Below are 26662 nucleotides of genomic sequence, written 5' to 3' on the forward strand. Positions count from 1 at the left end.
GGCGGGGGTCGTGTCGGCGGTGGAGTTGTCGCGTCGGGGTTGAGCGCGGCTCGTCGAGGCGTCGTCGAGCCGGTGGGGGTCGTGTGGGCGGTGGAGTTGTCGCCTCGGGGTTGAGCGCGGCTGGTCGAGGCGAGCGCGCGTCGGCCCGGCGACCACGTTCGCCACGGATCGGTGCCACGAGCGGCCGGTAGCCTGGCCGCATGCGCCCGGCCACCACGCTCACGCTCGGTCTGCTGCTCGCGGCGATCCTCGTCGCCGGCATCGTGTCGCTCGTCCGGCTCTGAGGCGGGGCGAGTGGGCGACTGGGTACGATGACCGACGTGGGTGATGCGAGCGAACGAGTCAACCTGGCGCACCTGATCGAAGGGCACGATGCCGATCGGGTCGCACTGATCTCGAGGAACCGCGAGACCACATATGGCGTGCTGCGCGAGCAGGTGGCCGGTCTCCGCGGCGGCCTCGCCGCCGCCGGTGTCGGTCACGGCGATCGGGTTGCGATCCTCTGCGGCAACAACCGCTACTTCGTGGTGACGTACCTCGCAACGATCGGCCTCGGCGCGGTGGCCGTACCGCTCAATCCCGACAGCCCTGGTCCCGAGCTGCAGCACGAGCTGGGCACGGTCGAGCCGGCAGCCGTGGTGGTCGGCCCACACGCGCTGCCGTCGTGGTCGCACGTCGACCTCGAGGCACTGCCGTCGGTCCGGTCGGTGATCGTCGCCGAGGGCGACGCACCCGAGGGCACCCTCCACCTCGCCGACCTGTTCGAGCACGAACCCGTGCCGATCGTCGACGTCGAGCCCGGGCACGTCGCCGTGCTCATGTTCACCAGCGGCACCGCCGGTCCGCCGCGCGCCGCCATGCTGAGCCATCGCAACCTGATGGCCAACATCGAGCAGGACCTCACCGCACGCGATCACACCGTCGAAGGCGACGTCGTGTACTCGGTGCTGCCGCTGTTCCACATCTTCGGGCTCAACGTCGTGCTGGGCGTCGCGCTGACCGTCGGCGCCACGATCGTGCTCGTGCAACGTTTCGACCCGGCGACGGCCGCCCAATCGATCGTCCGTCGGCAGGTCACCATCGTGCCCGGCGCACCGCCGATGTGGATCGCGTTCTGCCACTTCGACGAGTTGCCGTCCGACTCGTTCAAGTCGGTCCGCCTCGCGCTGTCGGGAGCGTCGCGCTTGTCGCCGGCGGTCGCCGAGCGCTTCGAGGAGCGGTTCGGCATCCCGATCTACGAGGGCTACGGCCTGACCGAGGCGTCGCCGGTCGTCACGAGCTCGGCGGGGATGCCGACCCGACCGGGTTCGGTCGGTCGAGTGCTCGTCGGGATGGACGTCCGGGTGGTCGACGAGCACGGTCAGGACGTGCCCGTCGGCGATGCCGGCGAGGTCTGGGTTCGCGGCGAGAACGTGTTCCTCGGGTACTGGAACGAGCGCGAGGCCACCGACCGGGTGCTCGTCGACGGGTGGCTCCACACAGGCGACATCGCCACGGTCGACCACGACGGGTACATGTATCTCGTCGACCGCGCGAAGGACCTGATCATCGTGTCCGGCTTCAACGTCTTCCCAGCGGAGGTCGAGGCGGTGCTGCGGTCGCATCCGGCGGTCGCCGAAGTCGGCGTGCTCGGTGTCCCGCACCCGCACCATGGCGAGGCGGTCAAGGCGTACGTCGTGCTCACCGACGGGGCCGACGTCGACGAGGACAGCCTGATCGGCCACGCACTCGACTACCTGGCGCGGTACAAGTGCCCGTCCAAGGTCGTCTTCGTCGACGAGCTGCCGCGCAGCGCGACCGGCAAGCTGATCCGGCGCGAGCTCGAAGGCACCATCATCGGCGACTGAACTCTCTCGGGCTCCGCCGACCGACCAAGTCGGATCGGCTGTGCACCCGTGGTCGCTGCCGCCGCTTCGCTGTGGCGCTCGCCCGCCTCAGCTGCGCGACGCGGTCTCGAAACGGGCTCTGCCGGACCGACCAAGTCGGATCGGCAACGAGCCGGTAGAGCTCGTCGTCTTCGCGGACGCGGTCTTCGGGAACCTCGTCGCACGGCTTTGTGAAAACGTGCACATGCGTTCTAGGCTCTCGGCCGATGCCTCCCCATCGCACGCGTCGACGCATTCCCGAGGCCACCGTCGCCCGTCTCCCGATCTACCTGCAGATCCTCGTCGAGCAGGCCGAGGCAGGTGTCGAGAACATCTCGTCCGAGGGCCTGGCCGAGCTGGCCGCCGTCAACGCCGCCAAGGTCCGCAAGGACCTCTCCTACCTCGGGAGCTACGGCACGCGAGGCGTGGGATACGAAGTCGAGTACCTCGTCTACCAGATCCGCCGCGAGCTCGGGCTCGATCACGACTGGCCCGTCGTCATCGTGGGCGCCGGCAACCTCGGTCAGGCGCTCGCCGGGCACGGCGGCTTCAACGACCGCGGCTTCCCCGTCGCCGGCATCGTCGACATCGATCCCGGCAAGTTCGACGCGGTGGTCGGTGGCGCGCGGGTCCGCCCCATCGACGAGCTCCCGCAGATCGTCGCGTCGAAGAACATCTCGATCGGCGTGGTCGCGACACCCGCCGAGGGTGCCCAGAACGCCGCCGACCGCCTGGTCGCGGCGGGGATCACGAGCATCCTGAACTTCGCGCCGGTCGTGCTCTCGGTGCCGTCGACCATCAGCGTGCGCAAGGTCGATCTCGCTGTCGAACTGCAGATCCTCAGCTATCACGAGCAGCGCCGCACGAGCAGCGCACAGAACGGCTCGCTGCGGGCCCTTCCCGCCGAACGCGGCCGGGGCGTCACGGCCTAGGCTGGACCCGTCATGTCGATCCTCGTCATCGGAGTCAACCACCGAAGCGGGCCGCTCAGCATCCGCGAGCGGGTCAACGTGGCACCCGACAGGGTCCCCAAGGCCGTCGAGGGTCTGCAGTCGCGCGACAACGTCCGCGAGGTCGTCGTCGTCAGCACGTGCAACCGAACCGAGGTCTACGCGGTCGCCGAGCGTTTCCACGGTGCCTACGCGGACATCTGCGAGTTCCTGTCGGACTCCAGCGGTATCGCCGCCGACGAGCTGCACCCCCATCTGTACTCGGGTCACGACGACGCAGCGGTGGCCCACCTGTTCGAGGTGGCAGCCGGGCTCGACTCGGCCGTCGTCGGTGAAGCCGAAGTGCTTGGTCAGCTGCGGCGGGCCTGGGAGGTCGCGCAAGAGGTCGGCGGCACCCGCTCGACCATGAACCTGCTGTTCCGCCATGCGATCGGCGTCGGCAAGCGGGCACGGACCGAGACGGCCATCGCACGTGGCACCGCCTCGGTCAGCCACGCCGCCGTCGAGATGGCGATCGAGCACCACGGGAGCATCGCGGGCCGCAACGTGGCGATCCTCGGGGCGGGCGCCATGGGCGAGGGCATCGCAGTCGCCCTCCACGGTGCGGGCGTCGGCGACGTCATGGTCGTCAACCGCAGCGTCGAACGCGGCGAGGCGCTGGCCGACCGCATCAACGGAACGGCGTTGGGCATGGATCGCATCGGCCATGCCCTGGCCACCGCCGACCTCGTGCTGACGTCGACCGGTTCCGAGACGCCGCTCGTCACGCCCGAGCTGATGAAGAGCGTCGCGCGACACGGGCGCTCGTTGCTGTTCGTCGACATCGGTGTGCCGCGGGACGTGGCGCCCGAAGTCGCCGAGATCGACGACGTCACGGTGCTCGATCTGGACGATCTCGGGAAGTGGGCCGAACGCGGCCGCGAGCAGCGCCTCGGCGAGGTCGCTCGGGTCCGCGAGATCGTCGTCGAGGAGGTCGAGCGGTTCGGCATCGAGGCCGCCGCGCTGCAGGCCGCTCCACTCGTCACCGCCCTCCGCGAGCATGCCGAGAGCTTGCGGGCGGCCGAGCTCGACCGTCACGCCAAGCAGATCGGTCGCCTGCCCGACGAGCAGCGCGACCTCATCGATGCGATCACCCGCGGCGTCGTGGCGAAGCTGCTGCACGAGCCCTCGGTGCGGCTCCGGGGCCAGGCCGGGTCACCGCAGGGCGAACGAAACGCGGCCGCCGTCGCCGACCTCTTCGACCTCGGCTGACGCGCACCGCGCCGTGCCGACGATCCGACTCGCGACCCGGGGAAGTGCGCAGGCGTCCACGCAGTCCGAGCACGTCGCGCAGCAGCTGCGCCGGGCCGGTTTCGACGCCGAGCTGGTCGTGATCTCCACCCACGGCGACCGCACGCAGGCCGATGGCGTCCCGCTGCACACGATCGGCGGGCAGGGTGTGTTCGTCAAGGAAGTCCAGGTGGCGGTGCTCGACGGCCGCGCCGATCTGGCGGTCCACTCGGCGAAGGACCTGCCCTCGACCCCGCACGACGGCCTCATGATCGGCGCCTTCACCGAACGCCGATCGGCGGCCGATGCGCTGATCGGCCGCTCGCTCGTCGATCTGCCGGCCGGCGCGACGGTTGCGACGGGCTCGGTCCGGCGACGAGCGCAGCTGCGCCGGGCTCGGCCGGACCTCGACTTCGTCGAACTGCGCGGCAACATCCACACCCGGCTCGACCGGGTTCCGGACGGGGGTGCGGTCGTGATGGCGGTGGCCGCCCTCGAGGTGCTGGGATTGACCGATCGGATCGCCGATCGCCTCGACACCGCCGAGTTCGTCCCGGCGGTCGGCCAGGGTTGCGTCGCCGTCGAGTGCAGGGTCGACGACGATCGGATGCGCGACGCGCTCGAGGCGGTCGATCACGCGCCGACGCGGGCCGAGGTCGAGGTCGAACGGGCCTTCCTCGCCGAGCTCGGGTCGGGCTGCTCGCTCCCGGTCGGTGCCCACGTCGACGCCGGCAAGCTGTTCACCTTCCTCGCCGACGAGGCATCGGGGGTCACGGTGTCCGACACGATCGAGCTGGTCGGCGATGTCATCGTCGATCGCGAGCGCGCCCGCCAGGCCGCTGCTGCAGCGCTCGCGTTCGTCTCGGAGGGCTGATGCCCGCTCAGGCGATCGCCGGACGGCCACTCGCCGGTCGGCGAGTGGTCACGACCCGGGACACACGCGGCGCGCTCGACTCGGCGCTCGCCGCACTCGGCGCCGACGTCGTCCACATCCCGCTGATCGCCATCGAACCGGCGCCGGGGCGGGCGTTGAGCGACGCGCTCGATCGGCTCGGCGGATACGACTGGCTGGTGGTCAGCTCCCGCCACGGCGCGCGGGCCGTGGGCGATGCTGCCCGACGGCACCCCGGCGTGTCGCTCGCCGCGGTCGGCGCGGCGACCGCAGCCGTCCTCGAGCGGCTTGCCGGCCGGCCGGTCGAGATCGTCCCCGGCACGCAGTCGGCAGCCGGCCTCGTCGAGGCCATGCCTGCGGCCGGCGATGCCCGGCGCGCCCTCGTCGCCCAAGCCGATCGGGCCGAGGAGACCCTGGTGGCGGGACTTCGGGGGCTCGGCTACGAGGTCGATCCGGTCGTGGCCTACGTCACGTCGACGCGGACGCCGAGCGCGGCCGAACGCCGCGCGGCGGTCGTCGCGGACGCCGTCGCATTCGCCAGCGGGTCGGCCGCCGGGGCGTGGAGTGATGCCTTCGGCGCGTCGGCGCCTCCGGTGGTGGCGGCGATCGGCTCGACCACGGCCGCCGCAGCGGAGGCCGCCGGCCTCGCCGTCACCCACGTCGCGACACGTCACGATGTGGACGGACTGGTCGAGGTGATCGCGACGGCGCTCGGTTCGCCGCCGTAGAATTGCCGAGCTTGCGCGAAACGATGCGACGACCACAGCTGCGCCAGCTGGCTGCCGTGACGGCGGGGGCGCTCCTGCTCTCCGCGCTGCCGACGCGCGCCGTCTCCGCCGATGTCGCCGTCGTGTCGACCGGTGTTGCCGATTCGGGTGGCCCGTCGATCTCGGCCGACGGCCGATGGATCGTCGTCAGCGGCGATGCCGACGGCCGGCGGTCGGTGTATCGAATCGACCGGGAGAGCGACGTCACCACCGAGCTCTCGCCGCTGCCCGCCGGCGTGCGCGCCGGTGACACGATCTTCCCCAGGTTGTCGGCCGACGGGTGCGTCGTCGTCGCGATCACCGAGATCGCGTTCGACCTGTTCCGCGACGACGACCGCGACGAGCGCTGGGACGTCTACCGGCTCGTGGTGCCCGAGTGCGGCGGCCAGCCGAACGGCTGGGAGCTCGTCTCGTCGTCCGAACGGAGTGGCATCGCCCTCGACGGCGTCTTCACCGAGTCGGCGCCGGCGCTCTCGGGCTCGGGCGCGGTCGTCGCCTACGTGCATCAGGCCCCGGGAATGCCCGACGGCGTCGGCACGATCAGCGTCGTCGACATCACCAAGCCGGTCGGTGAGCCCGGCCGCGTCGACCGAGTCGCCGGCATGCCGGTCGAATCGCCGGGCGGCGCGCACACCTACCGCGGCGCCGGACAGCCCGCGCTGTCGCAGAACGGCCGCCACCTCGCGTTCGTGTCCGACGCCACGGCCTCCGCGCGCCTGCCCGGATGGGGCGACGGTCCGCTGCCCGGCGGTCCGGCGACCAGCCAGGTCTACGTCTGGGACCGTGGGGCCGAGGACCAGCGAACCGCCGTTCACCTCGTGTCGGGCCGTAACGGCCAACTCAGCGCCTCGGGCGGCGACGCGCCGGCGATGTCCGAGGACGGTCGCATCATCGTGTTCACCAGCCGCGACCGAACCCTGGTGCCGGCCTCGTTGCCGAAGTGCTTCCTCACGTGCCCGACGCAGGTCTACCGATTCGATCGCGACACCGACGGCAACGGCATCTTCGACGAGGCGCCTCGTGCGACGCCGCTTGCGCTCGTCTCCGCGGTCGACGCCGGCATGGTGCGCTTCGGTGTGCCCGTCGCCGGCGATGCTTCCTCGTGGTCGCCGGCCGTCAACGCTGACGGCAGCCAGATCGCGTTCGTCACCGATGCGACGAACCTCTTGCCGAGCCGCCGGGCGGGCGGCGGCACCGACGGCGACGGGGATCTGATCGTCGCCGAGTTCGAGCTCGGTCAGCTTCGTCGGGTGCTCGACGATCCCGAGCTCACCTCCGTCCCCGGTGCCCATGGCCAGCCGGCTCTCTCGAAGACCGGCGAGGTCATCGCGTTCGAGACGATGGCGGGCATGCGGCTCGACGAGTCGGGCCGGTCGTCGACGTCGCGCAGCATCGCCACCGTCGAGGTGACGCCACAGCTCTCGCTCGCCGAGCTCGACTTCGGCACCGTGTTGCTCGGGTTCACGAGCGCCGAGCTCTACGCCACGGTGCTCAACGCCGGGCCGGCCGCGTTCGAGCCGAGCACCGTCGAATCATCCGAGCCGAACTTCGCGATCACGGGCGGCACCTGTGTCCGCGGCGTCATCGTCGCTGCCGGTGAGTCGTGCTCGGTCAACATGACGTTCAACCCGACCGAGCCACGCGGGTACTCCGCCACGTTGACGGTGACCGGGCGTGGGCCGGGCAGTCCCACCGTCTCGACGACGATCCGCGGCGCCGCCGGCGAGCCGACGTTGCTCGCCGATCCGGGCGGCGTCGACGTCGATGCCGGTGTCGTCGGCGACGTCGGTGGCCGCGTGGCCGTCGACATCGACAACGTCGGCTTCCTCCCGACTTCGGTGGCTCGCATCAACCTCGGTGGCGCACACCCGGGCGACTTCGAGGTCGTCACGCAGAGCTGCACGAACCGTGCGCTCAATCCCGATGCCAGCTGCACGATCGAGGTCGAGTTCCGGCCGACCGACGCCGGGTACCGCAGCGCACTGCTGATCGTGACGACGCCGATCGGCCAGTACACGTCGGCCGTGATCGGGGGCTTCGGTCGGTACGAGCCGACGTTCGGCACCGAACACCCGGTGGTGCAGCCCGGCACCGACATCGGCATCGGCGGGAACGGCTTCCCCGCGGAGTCACCGGTGGCGATCGGCTTCGACGACGGCAGCCCGCCGTTCGCGACCGTCACCACCGACGCGCTCGGGTCGTTCCTCGCGCGGGTCGTCCTGCCGGCCCGCCTGCGGGTCGGCGAGCGCCGCCTGGTCGCCTCGGCCGAGGGCGGTGCGGTGGCCTCGGTGCCGATCGAGCTCGAGCGCCGATCGGACGTGCCGCGAACGTGGTTGCCGGGCTTCGGCATGGGGTGACGCCGGACGCTCTGCCGGCGAGCGCGGGTCGGCGCTGCGGGTCGGTGTGTCGTCAGCGTTCGGCGGGCAGCATCAGCCCGCCGATCAGGACAGCGATCTCGCAACCGGTGCCCGTCGTCTGGCCCGCCGCCTCGCACGTCACCGCCAGCACGATGTTGTCGGACGGGTCGAACGGGATCGGGCTGACCCGCGGTTGGAACTCGTTGGCGGCGTTCATCGCGCCGAGGTCCCACTCGTAGAGCAGGTCGCCGTTGCGCAGCAGCTGGGCCGTGCCGAGGTCGCCGTTCGGGTTCTGGAGCACGACGTCGGTCAGCCGGAAGTCGGAATCAGGCGGCAACGAGAGCGACTCGCTGCGCTCTTGGGTGATGCCCACGTCGACGGCGATGCGGTACGAGACCGGATCGCCCTGCGCCGCCGCGAGCAACGCCGCGTCGACACCGGTGTCCTCGGGCACCGTCGTCTGCGGGGTCGTGACGACCGGCGCCTCCGCGTCGGCTGCGGCGTCGGCCTCGGCGCCGATCTCGTCCAGACGATCGTCGACGGCGCGTTCGGCAGCGTCTCGAAGCTCGGGACGAACCACGCCGTACCATGCGAGGACGACGGCGGCGACCGCGGCGACAGCCGCCAGGAAGCGGCCCACGGTACGGGCGGGGATCGTCGGCGGCTGGATGAGCGACGCTCGGCCCGAGGCCGGCTCGTGGCCCTGTTCGGTCGCCTCGATCTCGAAGTCGAGCTGCCGCTCGGCCCGCCTGAAGAAGCTCCGCTGCGCTCGCATCCGCAGCCGGACGAGGCTCGACGATCCCGGAGCAACCCCGACCGCCGGTGGGTCGAAGGCGCCGTCGACCCGCTCGCTCGGATCGACCAGGTGGAGCCGGCAGCTCGCGAGGTTGTTGCCGTGGTTCTCGACGATGAATTCGTAGGTGGCGCGACCACGGCCCCGCTGCAACGGCTGGAGCACCGTGATGCGCCGATCGTCGAACGCCGTGACGTCGGCGATGGTCTCGGCCACGACCGCGTCGTCGGGTGCGCCCTGGGGGATGACCCGGATCGCCAGTGCAGTCGGCCCCGCTGTCGTGGAGTGGATCGCCGGTGGCCTGATGACCACCTCGACGACGTCGCGCGACCCGCCGAACAGCGTGACGTTGGGGCGGGTGACGGTGGTCCAGGCCGCCGTCAGGCCGGCGGGGATGATGGTGTACGACTCGGTGCGGTCGCTGACGTTCTCGATCGACAGCGCCAGCGACGTCGACTCGCCGGGAACGGCGACGATCTCTTCCTGTGCGAACCAGACCTGCACGGACACGGATGCGACGCTACTGCGCGGCACCCCGACTCCCTCGCCATGCCGCACCTGCGCTCGTCGGGGCCCCGGCCGGTGGGCTTCGTCGCGTGACCGGCGACACGCGCGCCGCACGTCACCGCCGCCCGGCCATGTCGACACCGCCGCCGGCCACGTACCATGCGCTGCATGGCAGCCAGCGGCCGAACGGCCGATTTCCCCCGGCAGCGGCCGCGCCGGCTCCGCACCACCGCGGCGATGCGAGAGCTGGTCGCCGAGACCTCGGTCTCGGTCAGCGACCTGATCGCCCCGCTCTTCGTCCGCGAGGGCATCGCCGAACCGGTCGAGATCGCGTCGCTCCCCGGCGTGCACCAGCACACCCGTGACAGTCTCCGCCGGGAGGTGTCCGAGCTCGCCGAGCTCGGGGTCCGCGCGGTCGTGCTGTTCGGTGTGCCGGCGACGAAGGACGACGTCGGTTCGGGCGCCTTCGACCCGGCCGGCATCGTGCAGCTGGCGCTCGCCGATCTCGTGAGCGAGGTCGGCGACTCGGTGGTGTTGATCGCCGACCTCTGCGTCGACGAGTACACGAGCCACGGCCACTGCGGCATCGTGCGCCCCGACGGCTCGGTCGACAACGACGCAACGATCGAGATCTACGCACGTGCCGCCGTCGCCCAGGCGACTGCCGGGGCGCACGTCGTCGCCCCCAGCGGGATGATGGACGGCCAGGTGGCCGCCATCCGCGATGCGCTCGACGGTGCGGGCTTCGCCGACGTGTCGATCCTCGGGTACTCGGCCAAGTACGCCAGCGGGCTCTACGGGCCGTTCCGCGACGCAGTCGACGTCACGATCACCGACGGCGGCGACCGCAAGGGGTACCAGCAGGACCCGCGCAACCGGCGCGAGGCCCTCGTCGAGGTCCACGCCGATCTCGCGCAAGGTGCCGACATGGTGATGGTGAAGCCGGCGCTCGCGTATCTCGACGTGATCAGCGCGGTGCGGGCCGAGGTCGACGTGCCGGTCGCCGCGTACCACGTGAGCGGCGAGTACTCGATGATCAAGGCGGCGGCGGCCAACGGCTGGATCGACCACGACGCGGTCGCGCTCGAGCACCTGACCGCGATCAGGCGTGCCGGCGCCGACCTCGTGCTGACCTACCTGACGAGATGGTTCGCCGAGCGAGCCGCGGGGGCGTCGTCGTGATCCCGCTCTGCGACCCCGAGCGCTGCGCCGGCGCCGGGTGCACCGCCACGGTCTGCGTGGGCGCAGGCGTGCCGTCCAACGACGAGCTCTTCGAACGGTCCGCGGTGGTGATCCCCGGGGGCGTGAATTCGTCGATCCGGGCGTTCAAGTCGGTCGGTGGCCGCCCGTACCTCGTCGCTCGCGCCGAGGGCGCCCGGATCTGGGACGTCGAGGGCAGCGAGTACATCGACCTCGTCCAGAGCTACGGGGCGGTCATCCTCGGCCACGCACATCCCGCCATCACCGCGGCGGTGACCGAGGCCGCGGCCGGCGGCACCTCGTACGGCGCGCCCACCCCCCGCGAGATGAAGCTCGCCGAGACGATCGCCGACCGGGTGCGTTCCTGCGAGCAGGTCCGGTTCATGAACTCGGGCACCGAGGCCACCAGCACAGCGGTGCGACTCGCGCGCGGCTACACGGGCCGTGACCGCGTCGTGATCTTCCACGGCAACTTCCACGGCGCCACCGACGCGCTGTTGGCGGCCGGCGGTAGCGGCGTCGCGACGCTCGGCCTGCCCGGCACCGCAGGCGTGCCGAACGGCGCCGTCGCCGAGACGATGGTCGTGCCCTACAACGTCGTGCCGGCGCTCGACGAGACGATCGCCTGCGTCATGGTCGAACCGGTCGCCGCCAACATGGGTGTCGTTGCACCGCAGCCCGGCTTCCTCGACGGGCTGCGCCGGGAGTGCGACCGCGTCGGTGCCGTGCTCGTGTTCGACGAGGTGATCACCGGATTCCGGCTCGGCGAGGGCGGCGCGCAGGCCAAGTACGACGTCACGCCGGACCTGACGACGTTCGGCAAGGTGATCGGCGGTGGCCTGCCGATCGGTGCGGTCGGTGGCCGTCGCGAGATCATGGAGACCCTGTCGCCGCTCGGACCGGTGTTCCACGCCGGCACCCTGTCGGGCAACCCCATCGCCACCGCGGCCGGACTCGCGGCGCTCGATCTGCTCGACGGCGACGTCTACATCGAGTTGATGGCGAGGGCGCGCCACCTGTCCTCGCTCCTCCGAGACGCCTGCGCGTCGGCCGGGTTCCCGGCCCGCTTCCCCGTCGTCGGCACGCTGCTCGGCATGGTGTGCGGCGACGTCGCGACACCGATCGACTTCGACGGCGCCAAGCAGACCGACGAGGCCGCGTACGCCCGCTTCTTCCACGCCATGCTCGACGAGGGTGTCGCCATGGCGCCGGGCGCGTACGAGGCGATCTTCGTGGGCGCTGCGCACACCGACGCCGTGATCGACGAGATCGCCGAACGCGCTCACCGCGCCGCAGCCGTCGCGGCGGGCACCGCGCCGACCTGAGGCTCGACGTACCCCGCCGGCGGCGGGCGAGCCGGTAGCGTCGGCGGCGTCATGCAGTGGTTCACGCGCTCCGACGCGCGGCCGGGCTGATGCGGGAGATCTTCAGCATCAGGTTCTTCGCCGCTGTCGGTGCCGTCATCGGGTTGTTCTTCCTGCTCTCGACGATCTTCGCGACGCGCACGGTGATCGAGCGAGGGGGTGGGGACGACGGGCCGGCGGTCGAGCGGCACCGGATCGACCTCGTCGAGCAGGTGTTCTCGTCGCGCAACAGCGGCTTCCGCATCGACGCGGACGGCGTCGCGGCCAACGACACCGACCTGATCATCGACGGTCGTCGGTCGCTCCGTGTGGTCGCCGACACCCCCGGCGTCGACCTGTGCCCCCGGTTCGGTGAGATCGGCGCCTGCGCCGTCGTCGCCGATCTGCTCGGCGAGGGCGTCGTCTGGTTCGCACTCGTGCCCATGGGTCCGGACCGCACCGTCGAGATGCCGGCCATCGACACGCTCGACGACGGGCTGGCGACGTTGGTCAACGGCTGGCAGGTGCCGTTCGCGCCGGTGCTCGACCGTCGCTGCCCGGACGAGTTCGACTCGTACCGGCAGTTCCGTGACGTGCTCGGTGACGACTTCACCAGCATCTTCGGGATCGAGGAGCGCCGACTGATCGCCGTCGCGTGCCGAACCCGCGTCGACTATGCGCCCGAGCCGGCACCCACCTCGCCGACGACGAGCACCACCTCGACGAGCACGTCGACCACCACGTCCACCGTCGTCGAGCTCGACGCGGAAGCGGGCGAGGCGCTCACGCCCTGATCAGGCGAGGCTGCGGATCGCCGCCGCAGCTGCGAGGCCGGAATTGAACGCGCCCTCGACCTTCGGCCCGGCGAACAGGTCGCCTGCCAGCGCGACCTGGTGCTCGGCATCGACCCAGCACGCGGCGGGCCACGGGTCGATCGGCCCCGCGAAGCGCCACTTCTTCAGTTGCGACTCGACCACCTCTGCGTCGCCGAGCCACGGGCGGGCCCGCTCGAGCAGCACGGTCAGCGCGTCGGCCGGGTCGTCGTCCCAGTGCTGCTCGCTCCAGGGTTGGGTCGCGTGGAAGGTCAGGGCCGGCACGTCGCTGATGCCCTTGGCGTGGTTGTCGCCGATGAAGCCGAACGGCGCGTCGGGATCGGCCGGATCGAACTGGACGCCACCGGGGGCCGGGACGGCGCCGGGCCGATCGAGGACGACGAGCGCGCCGATCGTGCGGTGGTAGGCGCGCCGGAACAGCTCCTCCGGTAGGTCGAGCTCGGCTTGGGCGAGCAGCGCCCACGACTGCTGCACGGGGCTCGTCACCACGAGCGCGTCGGCGCTCATGGCAGCGCCGTCGTCGAGCACGACGCTCCAGCCGTCTTCGGTCGGTCGCAGCGTGAACACCATGTGCCCGGTCCGACAGTCGAGGCCGCCGGCGAGGTCCTTGGCGAGCGAGTTCATGCCCCGCGTGCCGACGTAGCGCGGGTGGCCGTCCTCGCGACCGGTGAACCCGTGGCACCACACCGCAGCCACGTCGCGCGCCAGCCAGTCGTCGACCTGCCGCCGGAAGTCGTCGCCGCGGACCGTGAAGAACTGCGCGCCGTGATCGAGGGTCGCGCCGGCGATCCGCCGCGTCGCGAGGCGCCCTCCGACCGAGCGGCCCTTGTCGACCACGACGACCTCGTGCTCGGTCGCGAGCTCACGGGCGGCGACGAGACCGGACAGGCCAGCCCCGACCACGACCACGCGCACGCCGGTCAGCCCGTCAGCTCGTGGTCGGCCGCCTCGTCCACGCTCAGCCGGTGCGCTGCTTCGGCCCGGTGGAGGAAGTCGAGCAACACGCGGTTGAACGTGGTGCCGTGCTCGATCATGAACCCGTGGGCCGCTCCGCTGATGACCACGAGCTCGGCGGTCGGCACGAGCTCGGCGATCTCCTCCGCGTCGCCCCTCGGCGTCAGGATGTCCTGGTTGCCGACCATCACCATCGTCGGCTTGTCGACCTGGTGGAGCCGGTCGCGCACGTGATCGTCGATCGCCAGGATGCCGGCGACCTGCCCGGCGAACGCGTGTGGTGGGCGGGAGAGCGCGAGCGGTCCCATCCAGCCCACGGCCGGGCTGATCCGCCGGAACGAGCGCGGTCCGATCATCCAGCGCGCGGCTTCCTTGGTCATCGCGCCCATGCCTCGGGTCTCGGCGATCTCGGCCCATTCGGCGAGCAGCTCGCGCCGCCACTGGTGATGACGGCACGCGGTACACGCCAGCGTGAGCGATCGGATGCGCTCCTCGTGACGGAGCGCCAGGAGCTGCGTGATGACCCCGCCCATCGACGCCCCGACGACGTGGGCGGTATCGACGCCGGCGTGGTCGAGCACCGCGGCGGCGTCGTCAGCCATCTGCTCCATCGAGTAGGCGCCGTACGGCTTGTCGGAGCGACCGGCGCCGCGGTTGTCCATGGCGATCGTCCGGAACGAGGAGGCCATCGCGAGCCGTTGCACGTTCCAGAGGTGCTTGTCGGCCCCGAGGCCCTGGATCATCAGCACCGGTGGACCGTGCCGGCGGCCGGTCTCGGTGTAGTGCAGGCGGACACCGTCGCTCGATCGTACGTACGGCATCAGAGCCCCCCGATGCCGCCGAGCGGCAGCCAGTCGAGCGGCGTCCCCGTCAAGGTGCCGCCGAGCTCGTCGAGCACGTCGTCGATGCGTTCGAGCAGGAGGTCGGCGAGCTCGAGCTCGGCCAACGGGCCGCGCCGCTTCTGGGTCGGGCGGATCGGCGGGCCGATCTCGACCCGGGCGTTGCGCCGCATCGGCACCGACGTGGTCGCGGCCGGCAGCAACCGGGCGCGAGCGGCGACGGCGGCGCCGACGAGATGGTGGTCGATGAGGCCGGCTCGCCGGTTGGTCCACTCGTGGTCGGCCCCGAGCACGATCACCTGGCCGGCTCGGAGCGCTCCTTCCAGCTCGTCCTCGATGGGCAGCAGGCCGCCGAGGCGCTGCATCATCGGCCCGAGGGGCGCGACGTCGGGCCGGCCCACGAACCGCACCGGGCGATCGACGGCCGCACCGATCGACAGCGCAGCGAACAGCGGCGCCAGGGCGAACCGCCTCGCATTCACGACGATGAGCGCGCCGGCCCGCTTGGGCACGTGCTCGATGCCGCCGATCGCGACGTTCCAGCGCAGCCGACTGATGGTCCACACGCGGTCGACGAACCGGTTGTCGCGACCCCAGTCGTCGACGTTGTTGGCGGTCCAGTCGAAAGCGTGGCGGGCGGTGCCCTCGGCCACCGACAGCGCGGTGGAACCCGCCGTGCGGGCGGGCATCGTGACGACGTCGGCCAGGCGCTGCGCAGGCGTCGGCATCACGCCACCGCCTTCTCGGCCGGCACGTGGACGACGCTCGGCCAGCCGTAGAGCTGGTCGATGACGTCGCCCGTGAACGTCGACGGTGCGAAGCCGAGCACCTCGCGGGCCCTGGCATTGTCGGCCAGGCGACCCCGGTGGAGCATCTCTTGCACGTGATCGGGCAACGGCGAACCGGCGAGGTACGACAGGCCCCGTGCCAGTGCCCACTCCGGGCCGAGGAGGGGGAGGGCGATGCGCTTGCCGCGGCGGGCGGCCTGCAGCGCAGTGATCGCACCCGGCGCCACGATGTTGAGCGGCTCGTCGATGCGTGCCTTCGCCGCCGCGACGAACGCCTCGGCGGCGTCGTGCTGGTGGATGACCGCGAAGGGCGGGTCGGCCAGGGCGCTGAACGGCACGACCGGCATCCGCAACACGCGGCCGAGCGCGCTCGGCACGTGCGGACCGAGCACCGTCGCCAAGCGCAGCGCGCCGACGGTCACGCCGATGCGGGCACCGATCGCGTTCGCGGTCTCCTCGATGTCGGCGACCATGAGCCCGTAGTCGCTCGTCGGGTCGGGCGGCACGCGCTCGCTCGGCCGGGTGACCGTACCCCGGCGGCGCCCGTAGATCTCGATGCCGCTGCGGACCACGATCGACTCGAGTGCCCGGCACTCGGCGGCGGCACCGAGGATCGAGGTCACCGCGTCGTCGGTCAGCATCCGGGCGGTGGCTGTGGCGGCGCGGGCGTGCGGCTCCCAGACGGCGATGTGCACGACGACGTGAGGGTTGAACGCCAGCACCGTCTCGACCGTGCGGTCGTGCTGACCTGGGACGATACGATGGAACACCGTCCGGCGCAGACGTCGGCGAGGGGGGTCGGCGTCGATGCCCTCGAGCGAACCCACCCACGGTTCGTCTTCGAGCAGACTGGCGACCCGTGAGCCGAGCTCGCCGCCCATCCCGCTCACCAGCACCCGCATGCCTGCCATATGAACCACGCTAGCCGCACGAGATCCACGTCGACCCGGTCGCTCGGCGTGCTGCTGGGTGCCCTGGTCCTCGGCGCGGCGGTCGTGCACGCCGACGCGCCCGCCGTCGACCGCGCCGCCGACGTCTCGGCACCGGCCGAACGCATCGTCACCAGCGGGGAGGGCCTGCTGTTCCCGATCGACCCGTCGCCGATGTGCGAGGTCCTCGACAACTTCGGCGGGTTCAGCAAGGCGTTCGGTTCGGGCGGGCACCAGGGCCTCGACATCGGCGCCCAGCTGGGTCAGGAGATCTACGCGGTCGAGTCCGGCACGCTGTACCGGCGGTTCGACGGCGGCGCACCCGGCCTCGGCTGGGGCCTCTGGTCCGACACCGACACCAAGTACCGCTACTACCACCTCGATGCGTTCGCCGACGGGCTCACGGTGGGTGACCGGGTCGAGGAAGGCCAGCTGATCGGCTTCGTCGGTGACACCGGCAACGCCACGCCGGGAGGCTGGCACCTGCACTTCGAGGTCCGACCGGGTCCCGCGCCGCACGCCACGCCGGTCGATCCCGTCCCGCTGCTCGACATCCCGCGGATCTGCCGTATCTACTAGGTCTTCGCCGCAGCTCGGGCTAGTAGCCCTCGCCTGCCGGGTGCTGCGGTGCTCGCTGGCGCTGTGCTCCTCGCCAGCTTGCTTCGGTGGGCGCGGTCTCGCTCGGTGAGATGACCGGCTGCGCTGACCGAGCTCGCCGTCTCCGCTCCGGCGCCGTTGGCGCCGCCGCTTCGACCCTCGCCCGCCTGGTCGATGCGACGCGGTCTCGCGGTGAGATCGGCGTTCACCGGCCGCGTGCCGGGTCCGTCGAACACCAGACGCGTCTCAGCCGAGGCCGCGGTTGTCTTGTTCAAGGCGGTGTCGATCGACAGTGCGCTGGCGACGACGAGGGAGTTGAGCGGTTCGAGCGGGCGATGGTGGACCTGCAGCACGTAGTTGTCGGCCGTGGTGAACATCGTCTTGGCGAGACCCTCCCACGTCTTGGTGATGCGGGCGATCTCGTTGCCGGCGTTGTCCTCGATGCGGAAGTTCCAGGCGCGCCAGTTCTCGGCCTTGATGGCGCCGAGCGGATGACCATTCGCCTCGAGGCCGAAGTTGATCTTGCCGACCATGTTCTGCTGCACGACCCGGCCGATCTCGCGGTCCTGCCCGTCGCTGACGACCACGGTCGACTTGATGACCTTCCTCGGCCGGGTGATCTTGAGCACGACCTGCCCGGCGGCGTCGGTGATCTCGAGATGGTGGGTCATGAACTGGTCGATGCTCGAGACGAGCCGCATCACCTTCTTGGCGGTCGACTGCCCGACCTGGTTGACGGCGGCGATCTGGGTGCCGTGCTGGTCGAACACGCTGTACTGGTTGTTGAGCTCGATCAGCTTCGCCTTCTGGTTGACGACCAGGATCGGCTCGTCGAGCAGCGTGCCGCCGCCACCGGCGACCGGACCGTCGAGCCCGATCCCCTGATGACCGGTGCCGGTGAGCTGCTTGTTGATCGTCTCGGCCCTGCCCTCGTCGCCCACCGTCAGGCCGGCGTCGAGCCGGTCCATGCCGGACCGCTGCTGCACGGGATCAGACCCGGCCACGCCCTGGTTGCTCACGTGGTCGGTCCACGCGGTGCCGTCCCAGTACCGAAGCTCGTGCCGCCCCGTCGGGTCGGGATACCAGTTCGCCGGCGTCGCATTCATGAGCCGAGCCTACGGGTCCCGTCCCGCGACAAGCGGCCGGCTCGGCCCCTCGCTCAGCCGTCGGAACGCAGGTGGGCGGCGGCCATGACGACGTCGCGTGCCCAGGGGTCGAGCTGGCGACCGGTGAGCCGCTCGGTCACCTCGATCGCCTTGGTGTCCTCGTCGACGAGGCCGGCCCATCGGATGTAACCGCCCATGATGCCGACCAGCCGGTCGCCGAGCTCTTCACCGTGGACGATCAGCTTGGCGCCACTGGCCAGCAGATCATCGAGCTCGCGGTAGAAAGCAGTCAACCACGCGTCGCGCTCGTCGCCCTTGAACGGGCGATGCCGGTACGGCAGGTTGAGCTCTTCGTAGTTGTGCAGGTTGTGGGGCGCCTGGATGATCGAGATCGCGTAGTTGAAGCCGTTCTCGCGGATCCAGATGATCTCCTCCTGGCGGCGGACGCGGCGATGATTGTCGCCGTAGCCACCCGGGCGCTCACAGATCGCGAGCTTGTCCTTGAGGATCCAGGTGAAGTGACGAGGCGTGATGCCGAGCGCCCATTTTCCTCGGAGCTTCGGAGGCATCAGCGGCCCGGCCTCGTGGTGGCCTGGATATCGGTGGTGTGCTGCGACATTGCGGAGGACGATCCTATCGCTAGCGATCGACGATCCGGAAGCGCTGGCCCGAGCGCTCGACCCGCCGTCCCCCCGGGAGCTCGCACGCAGTGGCGTCGCCGTGGGCCACGGCGAGCACCCGGTCGATGGCGGCTCCGTCCGGCGGGTAGCCCGCCTCGGTGAGCCAGCTCCGCAGCGCTCGCCGGGCGAGCACCGGATGAGCGGCTGCGACGGCGGGTGCATCGGTCGGGTCGATCTCGCCGGCCAGCTGGTCGAGGTAGTCGCCCTCCTCCCGGAGGATCGTGGCGGTTCGTCCGAGGATCGGCGTGAGGTCGCGACCTGCGATGTCGGTCGCCAACGGCATCAGCTCGTGGCGGATGCGGTTCCGCCACACGTCGCGAGCATGGTTCGAGGGGTCCCGCACCGGCTCGACGCCGAGCTCGCGGCAGAGCGCTTCGGTGTCGGATCGCCTGAGCGACAGCAGCGGGTGCGCCGGCCCCGGTCGCATCGCGCCGAGCCCGGTGCCGCCGCTGCCGCGCAGCAGGCGCAGCAGCACCGTCTCGGCCTGGTCGTCGGCGGTGTGTCCCGTCAGTGCATCGGGCGGCAGGACGGCACGGCGAGCGTCGCGGGCGCGTGCCTCGAGGTTCGGGCCCGGCTCGAGGGCCACACGGTGCAGCACGAAGTCGGCGCCGAGCTGCCGGGCGATGGTCTCGGCTGTTGCGGCCTCGGTTGTCGAGGTCGCACGCAGCCCGTGGTCGACGTGGTGCGCGGCGACGTCACATCCTGCGGCGACCGCCAGCGCCACGAGCGCCGTCGAGTCGGGCCCGCCCGAACAGGCGCAGGCGACGGGTGCACCCGGCGCAGGGAAGTTGCAGCGGGTGAGCAGCTCGTCGAGGAGGCTCAGAGCTCTTGCTCGCGCTGGCGCTTCCCGCCCGGGTAGCGCTGCGCCGAGACCTGCTTGAGGTAGCCGCCGATGAGACCGACGGTTGCGGCGCCGCCCGCGAGCAGCATGATGAGTCCGATCCACCAGTGCCAGATGTAGGCGGCGAGCATGGGCGCCAGCGTAGCGAGCGTTCGGCCACGTGGCCCAAGTTCTCCGCGGATTGCGGTGCCGATCGTCGTGGTGAGTCGCAGCTCGCGACCCGGGCGAACTCAGCCGGTGATCGTGTCGTCGGCCGTGCCGATGACGCCGTCGCCGTCGAGATCGGCATCGAAGCATCGCTCGATCCGCCCGAGCAGGCCCGGCGGCATCTCGTCGCTGCTGCACTTGCGGCGGATCGCCTGCTTCAGCTCGGCGTGGAAGTCGAAGGCCTGGAGGCAGTCGACGCACCCGTCGAGGTGCTCGTGGATGTGGACGCGGACGTCGGCGGAGAGCTCACCGTCGAGGAAGGCGTCGAGCTCGCGGATCGTTTCGTTGCAATCAGCCATCTGATCGAGTGCTGCCGTTCCTGTGGTTCGCGGTCATGTGCTGGCGGCGGTTTCGTCGTCGCTCGTGAGGCCTCGCTCCCGTGCGTATTCGTACAACGCGCGTTGCATCGCTTTTCTTCCCCGGTGCAGCCGCGACATCACCGTGCCGATCGGGATGTCGAGCATCTCGGCGATCTCCTTGTACGCGAATCCCTCGACGTCGGCGAGCAGCACGGGCAGCCGGAAGTTCTCGGGCAGCTCTTCCAGGGCGGTCTTCACCTCGTCGTCGGTGAAGACGTCGAGGAACTGCTCTTCGGCCGACATGCTGGCCGCAGCCGTCTCCATCGAGCCGAGCCGCCGGTACAGGTACAGGTCCTCGATCTCGCCGAGGTCGGACTCCTGGGGCCGTCGCTGCTTCGCCCGGTACTTGTTGATGTACGCGTTGGTCAGGATCCGGAACAGCCAGGCGCGCAGGTTGGTGCCTTCCTGGAAGGTGTGGAAGCTCCGGTAACCGCGCAGGTAGGCCTCTTGCACGAGATCCTCCGCGTCCGCCTGGTTGCGCGTCATGCGCAGGGCGGCCGAGTAGAGCTGCGGTGCGAACTCCATCGCCTGATCGGCGAAATCCTGCTGGTCGGCCACGACCGGCGACACTATCGCTTCGTCACGAGCTGGCCGATTGCGGATCGGTACTGTCCGGGCGGTGCCGACTGCCGCGTGGGCGACGTGACCGATTCGACCGGACAGACCGGCGAGCGAAGCCCTGGACCGAGCGCGCTCGCGTCGCTGCAGGTGCTCGCACGCTCGTCGGCTGCGCTCGGTCAGGGCCTCGTGCACGAGGAGATCTACACCCCGCAGGGTCTGCTGACCGTGTTCCGTCACGAGCCTCCGGACGGCTCCCGACCGTCTGCTGCGATCGTCACGTGCGGCGGCGCGATGGGTGGTGTGCTCGGCCCGGGCCATGCCCTCTTCCAGCGCCTCGGCACCGAGTGGCCGCAGCGTGACGTCGCCGTCCATCGGGTGGGGTACCGGGTACCGAACGACCTCGACCGCTGTGCCCACGACGTGGCCTGCGTCGTCGAGATGGCGATCGAGGCGGGCGCCGGACGAGTCGTCGTCATGGGCCACAGCTTCGGCGGCGCAGTTGCGATCCGGGTTGCGGCCGTGATGACGGCCGAGGTCGCCGGCGTGGTCACGTTCGCGACGCAGTCAGCGGGGTGCGAGGTGGCCGGCGCACTCGCCGGGCGGCCGTTGCTGCTCTTCCACGGCGATCGCGACGAGTTGCTGCCGATGCAGTCGAGCGAGCTGGTGAGGATGCTGGCCGGGTACGGCGACCTGGTGGTGCTGCCGGGCGACGGCCACTTGCTCGCCCGGAGCGACGAGGTCGTCGTCGCTGAGCTCGACCGGTGGTTGCCGGGCGTGCTCGCGACGTGAACCTCCCGGTCAGGCAGCCTCGGCGCCGCTCCGCTCGCACGGCAGGATCTGCGCGAGGAACGCCGGCCGCGCGTTGTCGGTGCGCACCGCCTGCAGCACGACGGTGACCGGATGCCCTGCGCTGCGCCGACGAGCGGTGTCGCCGGTCCGAGCTGGCGGCCGAAGTCGCCCGTGCTTGACGACGTGGCCCTTGGCCGACCACGCAGCCCTGAGCGCGTCGGAGCCGACCGGCTCGTCGTCGAACGTCACGTGGGAGGCGAGCGGGTCCTGGCGCAACGAGCACTGGCTGCCCCCGAGCAGCTCGGTCGCGGCATCGTTGGCGTCGACGATCTCCCCGCCGTCCGAGAGGACCAAGGTCGCCACCGTGGTGCTGTCGAAGCTCTCCCCGTCGACCACGCCCGCCGGGAGCGAGGTGCCGACGCGGAACTCGGCGACGTCGAGGAACTCGGCGAACACGCAGCGCTCACCCCCCGTGTGCCAGGCGAGTCGGAAGTTGCCGACGACCGGGATGTCCTCGCCGGACACGTGCGTGATCCACGTCCGTCCGACGACCGGCGTGCCACCGCTCGAGCGCAGGGCGGCGAGGACCCACTCGAGATCGAGGTCGCACAGCGACTCGAACTCCTCGGCGACGATCGCCGACTCCGATCGTCCTGTGATCCCGAGCAGCCGGTGGTTCCAGTCGACGACCCGCCCCGATTCCGCAACGATCAGGTTGGCGAGCAGGCTGTGGTCGGACACCGACGCCAGGCGCTCGGCGCCGCCACGTCCGTCCTCGGGCTGCGCCGCCCTGACCAGCGACGCCATCACGCCGTGGACACGTCGGTCGGGTCCGAACACGGGCACCGCCGACACCGTGAGCTTGTCCCCGTCGGTCCGCTCGTCGCTGCGTCCGATCAGCGAGGCGACCGTCGGCTGGGTCGTCGAGAGCACGGTCGTGATCGGGCACTGCGTCCCAGCCGCACCACCCTGCACGCGCCAGCCCAACTCGACGAGGAGTCGCCCGGACAGGACGACCTCGTCGACGCCGAGCACCTCAGCGGTGCGGACGTTCCATCGTGCGATGCGCGCCTCGTCGTCGAAGACGAGGACGGCCGCGTCGAGCGTCTCCAACGTCTGTTGCGCGAGCCACGCGCTGGCGATCCCGAACTCGGCGGGTGAGCTGACCTGCGACACCTGGATCACCCCGTTCCGCGCGCTCCGCTGAGCTCGAGCCGTTCGCCGAGGAGCGCAGCGACCCTGATCGGCGTGAGCACACCGACCCGTCTCGGCAGGAACTCCGCTCGCGACATCAGACGCTGCGTCAGCTGGCGGCCGAGGGCGATACCCCACTCTGAGGGCGGCTGGAGTCGGGACAGCTGGGTCTCGACGTGTGCAACGTCGTGATGTGCGTCCACGACCTGGCGCGTGATCGTGCCCAGCACCCGCCGGTAGTTGCGCGGATCGTTGTCGGCGGTCCGGAGCAGGCGCTCGACCAGGACCGGGACCAGCAGCGCAGCGGCGTCGCCGTGCCGCTCCAGATCCTCGATCGTCCGACCGCAGAGGATCGACCGGAACGCGTTCTCCGACCTCCTGCGCCGCGCCTCGACCGTGGCGTGAGCGCCGCAGAGGCGATCGGCCCGGAGGCCGGGTGCGACGTCGAGCAGCTGCGACACGGTCGTGCCGCTGCGCAGCGCATTCAGGACGGCGGTGATGTCCGAGCGGCGGGGCTCGGCAGAGCGTCCACCGGCCAACGCCGACAGCTCGTCGACGAACGCCGTCTCCTCGGCGGTGGTGGCGGGCCACTCCCGAGCTTCCCACGGCACCCACATCGTGACGGGCAGTGTCGCGTCGAGCGGTACGGTGCCGGTGGCTCCGGCGGCCGGCGGCCCCGTGGCGGCGCCGTCGGCGAGCAGTGCGACCGAGTTGTGCATGATGATGACTCCTCCGTGAGTCGGTGCGGCCACGTCCAGGTGGCCGGTCGGTTGGCGATGGCGTGTGCGGGTTCCTCCCGCTGAGCCGGTTCGATGGCGGGCGGCTACTGCATGACGAACTCGGTGAAGAAGACGGACACGATCTCGTCGCCGTAGTACGTGGCAAGCCCCTCCTCGAGCTCGTCACGTCGCGAGGAGCGCCCGTCGTGGCTGGACAGCTCCTCCATCGTTCGTCCCGAGAACGTCGACACGACGAGGTCGCTGGCGGGCGCTGACTTGAACTCCTTGGGGTCTTCGAGGTGGACGTGCTCGGACAAGCCGAGCGACACCGCGACGCGCAGGTAGTGACCACCTGCCAGGTTGACGTTGACGGCCTCGAGGTCGACGATCGTTCCGATCGTCGGCTCCTCCGGCTCCTCGACGTGGGCGGTCTCGGGCGGCGGTGCGGCCGCTGTGCCGCCGCGACCGCCGATGAAGTACCCGGTCGTGACCAGAGCGACCGAGAGCATCGCTGCGCTCACGATCCGCATCGCGCCACCGCCGGACTTGGCGGGCACTGGTTCGCTCTCGGTTGGGGTGGTCTCGTCGGCCATCGTCGAACTTCCTTGTTCTCGCCGTGTCGTGGTTGGTGCGCATCCTGCGCCGGTGTCATCAACCGTCCGTGTCGTCGAGCTGGCGGCAAGGATCTGGGATCGCTTCTGCGGTGTCCGTCGTCGGACCCGGTCGAGACGTCCCGCACCCGCCCGCGCCCATGGGGGCACGTGGAGGCCGTGTGCCAGAGGCCTGTGTGTGGCGCCGTGCGCCAGCGGCGTCAGCGGTGCCGAGCTCCCGTCCGATGCCCGCGGTCTCCGTCGAGCTCCACGGCGGTTCGTGGTGACCGGCGCGAGCCCACATGCGGGCGGAGCGACGCCGGCGGTGTCGTGCGGTCGCTCCCGGGTGTCGGCGGGCCGAGCGCAGCCTTCCGGGGAGCGCGACCAGGGTGCGACGGTCGAAGAGGGCACGGCTCTCGGGCCTCCGTCGGGCGCCGGCGTGACTGGTCTCGCGGCGCGGCGCCGTCCGAGTCGGGGCGCGGTGCGGTCAGGTCGTGGCGAGGACGACGACCTCGACGCGACGGTTGCGGGCGAGGGCGTCTGCCGACGTTCCGGCGTCGACCGGACGCGTGTCCGCGTAGCCGGCCGCCGACACGCGATCGTCGGGGAACTCGCGGGCATCGAGGAGGTAGCGCAGCACCGATGTCGCGCGAGCCGTCGAGAGCTCCCAGTTCGACGGGAACTGCGCAGTGGAGATCGGGCGCGAGTCGGTGTGTCCCTCGATCATGACGTCGTTGGGGACCTCGAGCAGCGCGTCGGCGACGACATCGAGGACCAGGAAGCCGTCGGGTTGGATCGCCGCCTCGCCGGGCGCGAACAGCACCTGGTCGGTCACGATCGTCACCACCAGGCCCCGGGACTCGCGGCGGAATCCGATCGCACGGGTCAGTCCGGTGCTGACCGCGCGGTCGTGGACGATCTGCTCGACGTAGCTGAGCGGGTCGCCGAACACCTCGTCGGCGACCTCGACGTCGATGTCCGCGAACGTCATGTCGTCGCCGGGGTCGTCGCCGTCGGTCGGGGCATCGCCCGGGTCGTCGCCGGACGGGTCGTCATCGGTCGGATCGTCATCGGACGGGTTGTCGGGGAGCGTCGACTCGGGGACGTCGGCTGCGTCGGGTGCCAGCTTCACCGGTGGCGGCATGATGGCGTCGTCGTCGTCGGGTGCACCGCCCCCGCCACCGTTCTCGCCCTCGCTCTCGGCGGGCTTCGGCCCCGCTCCGTCGAGCACGCTGTCACCGCCCGACGCGAGCGGACCGGCACCACCGCCGCCCTCGCCGAAACCCAGGAAGCCGCCCCGGTTGAGCTCCTTGCGGAATGACTGCGCGGCCAGATCCATCTTCTCCTCGTCGGGTTGGCCGAGCGCGAAGAGCACCAGGAAGAGCGCCATCAGGAGCGTCAGGACATCGGCGTAGGGGATCACCCACGCCTCGTGGTTGACGTGCTCCTCGTGCTCTTCCTCGTGGTGCTTGCCGCCCTTAGCCATCCTTCGCCGCTCCGATTGCCAGTGCCTCGGCCGGCGGCAGGTAGGTCATCAGCGTCTCTTCGATCACCCGCGGGTTCTGGCCGCCCTGGATGGCCAGGACGCCTTCCATGACCATCTCGCGACCCTGTACCTCTTCGCTCGACAGGTTCTTCAGCTTGTTGGCGAGCGGGAGCATGATGCCGTTCGCGAGGAACACGCCCCAGAAGGTCGCGACGAACGCAGCGGAGATGCCGTAGCCCAGCTTCTCGGGCTCGTCGAGGTGGCTGAGCGTCGCGATGAGGCCCATGACCGCGCCGATGATGCCGAAGGTGGGCGCGAAGATCCCGTACGCCATGCACCAGTCGGCGGCCACCTTGTGGCGCGCCTTGAGCGTGCGGATGTCCGTGCGCATCACGTCGGCGACCGACTCGGGATCGTTGCCGTCGATCGCGAGCTGGAGTGCCTTCTTCATGAACGGGTCGTCGAGATCGGCCACCTCGCTCTCGAGCGACAGGATGCCCTCGTGGCGAGCGCGGCCGGCGAAGTCGACGAGCGTCTTCAGGCGGTCGGCCGGCGGCTGCATGTTCTTCGGGAACAGAGCCCGCGCGATCGCCTTCATGACACCGCTCGTGGCACGCATCTCGAAGCTGGCGACCGTGGCGCCGAAGGCGCCGAGTATCACGATGAACAGGGCCGGCACGTTCGTGATCAGCACGATCGGACTGACGCCCTTGAAGATGCCGCCGACGACGACGCCGATCAGGGCGACGAAGAGGCCGAGTGGTGTGGCTTTCACGGATGCCCCTCCCCGACCCGCTCGAACGGCTCGGCCCCGTGGGCCGTCGGGTCCTGTTCGTCGCCGGCGGGCTGCCCGGGGAGCTCGACGACCTCGTCGCCGTCGCCGTCGCCGTCGCCGTCGCCGTGGTCGTGGGCGTAGGCCCACCGTTCGAGGACGGCTGCGGCGCGTGTCTCGGCCGGCGTGGGCGATGTCGCGTTCTCGAAGGCCCGCTCCTGCAGGAAGCTCGCGAGCGCGAGGATCTGGGCGCGGAACTCGCCGGTGCGGCGAACGATCTCGTCGCCGGTCTCGACGACGACGTACTCGGTGCCGTTGGTGAGTCGCACGACCGTGTCGACGTGGGTGTCGATGCGCTCGATGAGGTCTGGGTTCACGAAGAACGTGTCGCCGTGGCGAAGTCGCGTGAGTTGGATCACTGTCGTCTCTGGTTCTGTGGGTCCGACGGTCGGCACTCGTGTGCCGGGAGGGATCG

General features: G+C 70.9%; 28 protein-coding genes. 11 read left to right on the forward strand and 17 right to left on the reverse strand.

Annotation, left to right across the window (positions count from 1 at the left end):
- Positions 1-320 precede the first annotated feature (320 nt).
- From QNJ12_RS01355 to QNJ12_RS01380, 6 genes are all read left to right on the forward strand, one after another.
- Positions 321-1847 (forward strand): AMP-binding protein, encoded by a 1527-nt coding sequence (locus QNJ12_RS01355; protein ID WP_300617923.1) that lies wholly within the window; start codon positions 321-323, stop codon positions 1845-1847.
- Positions 1848-2092: 245 nt separating this feature from the next.
- Complete coding sequence (locus tag QNJ12_RS01360) at positions 2093-2797, forward strand: redox-sensing transcriptional repressor Rex (RefSeq protein WP_300617926.1); 705 nt, start codon at positions 2093-2095, stop codon at positions 2795-2797.
- A gap of 12 nt (positions 2798-2809) precedes the next feature.
- Positions 2810-4066, forward strand: a complete 1257-nt coding sequence (locus QNJ12_RS01365; RefSeq protein WP_300617928.1) for a glutamyl-tRNA reductase — start codon at positions 2810-2812, stop codon at positions 4064-4066.
- Positions 4067-4079: 13 nt separating this feature from the next.
- Positions 4080-4958, forward strand: a complete 879-nt coding sequence (hemC, locus tag QNJ12_RS01370) for a hydroxymethylbilane synthase (protein ID WP_300617931.1) — start codon at positions 4080-4082, stop codon at positions 4956-4958.
- On the forward strand, positions 4958-5704 hold the full coding sequence (locus QNJ12_RS01375; protein WP_300617934.1) for a uroporphyrinogen-III synthase: 747 nt from the start codon (positions 4958-4960) through the stop codon (positions 5702-5704). Before hemC ends, QNJ12_RS01375 begins: the two co-directional genes overlap by 1 nt.
- A 23-nt stretch (positions 5705-5727) precedes the next feature.
- A complete protein-coding gene (locus tag QNJ12_RS01380) occupies positions 5728-8100 on the forward strand; it encodes a choice-of-anchor D domain-containing protein (RefSeq protein WP_300617936.1) in 2373 nt (790 codons plus the stop codon).
- A gap of 52 nt (positions 8101-8152) precedes the next feature.
- Here the strand turns inward: QNJ12_RS01380 and QNJ12_RS01385 are convergent, their stop codons facing one another.
- A complete protein-coding gene (locus tag QNJ12_RS01385) occupies positions 8153-9403 on the reverse strand; it encodes a hypothetical protein (RefSeq protein ID WP_300617938.1) in 1251 nt (416 codons plus the stop codon).
- Between the two features lie 165 nt (positions 9404-9568).
- Between QNJ12_RS01385 and hemB the strand changes: the two genes are divergently transcribed.
- The 3 genes from hemB (at position 9569) to QNJ12_RS01400 (ending at position 12737) form a co-directional block, all read left to right on the forward strand.
- Entirely contained in the window at positions 9569-10582 is a 1014-nt protein-coding gene (gene hemB / locus QNJ12_RS01390) for a porphobilinogen synthase (protein WP_300617941.1), read from the forward strand.
- The gene (locus QNJ12_RS01395; protein ID WP_300617944.1) at positions 10546-11925 is read left to right on the forward strand and encodes a glutamate-1-semialdehyde 2,1-aminomutase; all 1380 of its coding nucleotides are present in this window, start codon (positions 10546-10548) and stop codon (positions 11923-11925) included. Before hemB ends, QNJ12_RS01395 begins: the two co-directional genes overlap by 37 nt.
- An 89-nt stretch (positions 11926-12014) precedes the next feature.
- Entirely contained in the window at positions 12015-12737 is a 723-nt protein-coding gene (locus tag QNJ12_RS01400; RefSeq protein WP_300617947.1) for a hypothetical protein, read from the forward strand.
- On the opposite strand, the gene QNJ12_RS01405 is transcribed toward QNJ12_RS01400, so the two are convergent.
- From QNJ12_RS01405 to QNJ12_RS01420, 4 genes are read right to left on the reverse strand one after another with little or no spacing between them, the layout of a single operon-like run.
- Positions 12738-13691: an FAD-dependent oxidoreductase gene (locus QNJ12_RS01405; RefSeq protein ID WP_300617950.1), complete on the reverse strand. Its 954-nt coding sequence runs from the start codon at positions 13689-13691 to the stop codon at positions 12738-12740.
- A 5-nt stretch (positions 13692-13696) separates the two neighbouring features.
- The gene (locus QNJ12_RS01410) at positions 13697-14551 is read right to left on the reverse strand and encodes an alpha/beta fold hydrolase (protein WP_300617953.1); all 855 of its coding nucleotides are present in this window, start codon (positions 14549-14551) and stop codon (positions 13697-13699) included.
- The gene (locus QNJ12_RS01415) at positions 14551-15297 is read right to left on the reverse strand and encodes a hypothetical protein (RefSeq protein ID WP_300617956.1); all 747 of its coding nucleotides are present in this window, start codon (positions 15295-15297) and stop codon (positions 14551-14553) included. Before QNJ12_RS01415 ends, QNJ12_RS01410 begins: the two co-directional genes overlap by 1 nt.
- Positions 15297-16268 (reverse strand): NAD-dependent epimerase/dehydratase family protein, encoded by a 972-nt coding sequence (locus QNJ12_RS01420; RefSeq protein WP_300617959.1) that lies wholly within the window; start codon positions 16266-16268, stop codon positions 15297-15299. The genes QNJ12_RS01415 and QNJ12_RS01420 overlap by 1 nt, the downstream gene beginning before the upstream one ends.
- A 48-nt stretch (positions 16269-16316) precedes the next feature.
- Here QNJ12_RS01420 and QNJ12_RS01425 point away from each other — a divergent pair, with 48 nt between their 5' ends.
- Entirely contained in the window at positions 16317-16865 is a 549-nt protein-coding gene (locus QNJ12_RS01425; RefSeq protein WP_300617962.1) for a M23 family metallopeptidase, read from the forward strand.
- Here QNJ12_RS01425 and QNJ12_RS01430 read toward each other — a convergent pair.
- From QNJ12_RS01430 to QNJ12_RS01455, 6 genes are all read right to left on the reverse strand, one after another.
- Positions 16862-17989: a phospholipid scramblase-related protein gene (locus QNJ12_RS01430; RefSeq protein ID WP_300617965.1), complete on the reverse strand. Its 1128-nt coding sequence runs from the start codon at positions 17987-17989 to the stop codon at positions 16862-16864. The genes QNJ12_RS01425 and QNJ12_RS01430 overlap by 4 nt on opposite strands.
- A 53-nt stretch (positions 17990-18042) precedes the next feature.
- Positions 18043-18558, reverse strand: coding sequence for a hypothetical protein (locus tag QNJ12_RS01435; RefSeq protein ID WP_300617969.1), 516 nt, complete (start codon positions 18556-18558; stop codon positions 18043-18045).
- A gap of 70 nt (positions 18559-18628) precedes the next feature.
- A complete protein-coding gene (tilS, locus tag QNJ12_RS01440; protein WP_300618099.1) occupies positions 18629-19492 on the reverse strand; it encodes a tRNA lysidine(34) synthetase TilS in 864 nt (287 codons plus the stop codon).
- Entirely contained in the window at positions 19489-19641 is a 153-nt protein-coding gene (locus QNJ12_RS01445) for a hypothetical protein (RefSeq protein WP_300618101.1), read from the reverse strand. Before QNJ12_RS01445 ends, tilS begins: the two co-directional genes overlap by 4 nt.
- A gap of 99 nt (positions 19642-19740) precedes the next feature.
- The gene (locus QNJ12_RS01450) at positions 19741-20016 is read right to left on the reverse strand and encodes a zf-HC2 domain-containing protein (RefSeq protein ID WP_300617972.1); all 276 of its coding nucleotides are present in this window, start codon (positions 20014-20016) and stop codon (positions 19741-19743) included.
- A gap of 33 nt (positions 20017-20049) precedes the next feature.
- On the reverse strand, positions 20050-20634 hold the full coding sequence (locus tag QNJ12_RS01455; protein WP_300617975.1) for a sigma-70 family RNA polymerase sigma factor: 585 nt from the start codon (positions 20632-20634) through the stop codon (positions 20050-20052).
- A gap of 84 nt (positions 20635-20718) precedes the next feature.
- Between QNJ12_RS01455 and QNJ12_RS01460 the strand changes: the two genes are divergently transcribed.
- Positions 20719-21426, forward strand: coding sequence for a dienelactone hydrolase family protein (locus tag QNJ12_RS01460; RefSeq protein WP_300617978.1), 708 nt, complete (start codon positions 20719-20721; stop codon positions 21424-21426).
- Between the two features lie 9 nt (positions 21427-21435).
- Here QNJ12_RS01460 and QNJ12_RS01465 read toward each other — a convergent pair whose 3' ends face one another.
- From QNJ12_RS01465 to QNJ12_RS01490, 6 genes are all read right to left on the reverse strand, one after another.
- Positions 21436-22602, reverse strand: a complete 1167-nt coding sequence (locus tag QNJ12_RS01465; protein ID WP_300617980.1) for a PAS domain-containing protein — start codon at positions 22600-22602, stop codon at positions 21436-21438.
- Between the two features lie 5 nt (positions 22603-22607).
- Positions 22608-23339 carry a hypothetical protein gene (locus tag QNJ12_RS01470; protein WP_300617984.1) on the reverse strand — a complete coding sequence of 244 codons (732 nt, stop codon included), beginning with the start codon at positions 23337-23339 and terminating at the stop codon, positions 22608-22610.
- A 104-nt stretch (positions 23340-23443) separates the two neighbouring features.
- Entirely contained in the window at positions 23444-23932 is a 489-nt protein-coding gene (gene fliL / locus QNJ12_RS01475) for a flagellar basal body-associated FliL family protein (RefSeq protein WP_300617987.1), read from the reverse strand.
- 484 nt (positions 23933-24416) lie between these two features.
- Positions 24417-25415 carry a flagellar motor protein MotB gene (locus QNJ12_RS01480; RefSeq protein ID WP_300617990.1) on the reverse strand — a complete coding sequence of 333 codons (999 nt, stop codon included), beginning with the start codon at positions 25413-25415 and terminating at the stop codon, positions 24417-24419.
- Positions 25408-26190, reverse strand: coding sequence for a motility protein A (locus QNJ12_RS01485; RefSeq protein WP_300617993.1), 783 nt, complete (start codon positions 26188-26190; stop codon positions 25408-25410). The genes QNJ12_RS01480 and QNJ12_RS01485 overlap by 8 nt, the downstream gene beginning before the upstream one ends.
- On the reverse strand, positions 26187-26606 hold the full coding sequence (locus QNJ12_RS01490; protein WP_300617995.1) for a flagellar FlbD family protein: 420 nt from the start codon (positions 26604-26606) through the stop codon (positions 26187-26189). Before QNJ12_RS01490 ends, QNJ12_RS01485 begins: the two co-directional genes overlap by 4 nt.
- Between the last annotated feature and the right edge of the window lie 56 nt (positions 26607-26662).

This window comes from Ilumatobacter sp. (assembly GCF_030065885.1).
In the GTDB taxonomy this organism is placed as follows: Bacteria; Actinomycetota; Acidimicrobiia; order Acidimicrobiales; family Ilumatobacteraceae; genus Ilumatobacter.

What these genes read in the sequence shown, in the direction of transcription:
- QNJ12_RS01415 (WP_300617956.1), bottom strand. Translation starts at nt 15,297, where the DNA reads ATGCCGACGCCTGCGCAGCGCCTGGCCGACGTCGTCACGATGCCCGCC.
- QNJ12_RS01400 (WP_300617947.1), top strand. Translation starts at nt 12,015, where the DNA reads ATGCGGGAGATCTTCAGCATCAGGTTCTTCGCCGCTGTCGGTGCCGTC.
- QNJ12_RS01450 (WP_300617972.1), bottom strand. Translation starts at nt 20,016, where the DNA reads ATGGCTGATTGCAACGAAACGATCCGCGAGCTCGACGCCTTCCTCGAC.
- QNJ12_RS01365 (WP_300617928.1), top strand. Translation starts at nt 2,810, where the DNA reads ATGTCGATCCTCGTCATCGGAGTCAACCACCGAAGCGGGCCGCTCAGC.
- QNJ12_RS01395 (WP_300617944.1), top strand. Translation starts at nt 10,546, where the DNA reads ATGGTTCGCCGAGCGAGCCGCGGGGGCGTCGTCGTGATCCCGCTCTGC.
- QNJ12_RS01470 (WP_300617984.1), bottom strand. Translation starts at nt 23,339, where the DNA reads ATGCACAACTCGGTCGCACTGCTCGCCGACGGCGCCGCCACGGGGCCG.
- QNJ12_RS01430 (WP_300617965.1), bottom strand. Translation starts at nt 17,989, where the DNA reads ATGAATGCGACGCCGGCGAACTGGTATCCCGACCCGACGGGGCGGCAC.
- QNJ12_RS01360 (WP_300617926.1), top strand. Translation starts at nt 2,093, where the DNA reads ATGCCTCCCCATCGCACGCGTCGACGCATTCCCGAGGCCACCGTCGCC.
- fliL (WP_300617987.1), bottom strand. Translation starts at nt 23,932, where the DNA reads ATGGCCGACGAGACCACCCCAACCGAGAGCGAACCAGTGCCCGCCAAG.
- QNJ12_RS01375 (WP_300617934.1), top strand. Translation starts at nt 4,958, where the DNA reads ATGCCCGCTCAGGCGATCGCCGGACGGCCACTCGCCGGTCGGCGAGTG.
- QNJ12_RS01435 (WP_300617969.1), bottom strand. Translation starts at nt 18,558, where the DNA reads ATGCCTCCGAAGCTCCGAGGAAAATGGGCGCTCGGCATCACGCCTCGT.
- QNJ12_RS01420 (WP_300617959.1), bottom strand. Translation starts at nt 16,268, where the DNA reads ATGGCAGGCATGCGGGTGCTGGTGAGCGGGATGGGCGGCGAGCTCGGC.
- hemB (WP_300617941.1), top strand. Translation starts at nt 9,569, where the DNA reads ATGGCAGCCAGCGGCCGAACGGCCGATTTCCCCCGGCAGCGGCCGCGC.
- QNJ12_RS01380 (WP_300617936.1), top strand. Translation starts at nt 5,728, where the DNA reads ATGCGACGACCACAGCTGCGCCAGCTGGCTGCCGTGACGGCGGGGGCG.
- QNJ12_RS01410 (WP_300617953.1), bottom strand. Translation starts at nt 14,551, where the DNA reads ATGCCGTACGTACGATCGAGCGACGGTGTCCGCCTGCACTACACCGAG.
- QNJ12_RS01480 (WP_300617990.1), bottom strand. Translation starts at nt 25,415, where the DNA reads ATGGCTAAGGGCGGCAAGCACCACGAGGAAGAGCACGAGGAGCACGTC.
- QNJ12_RS01445 (WP_300618101.1), bottom strand. Translation starts at nt 19,641, where the DNA reads ATGCTCGCCGCCTACATCTGGCACTGGTGGATCGGACTCATCATGCTG.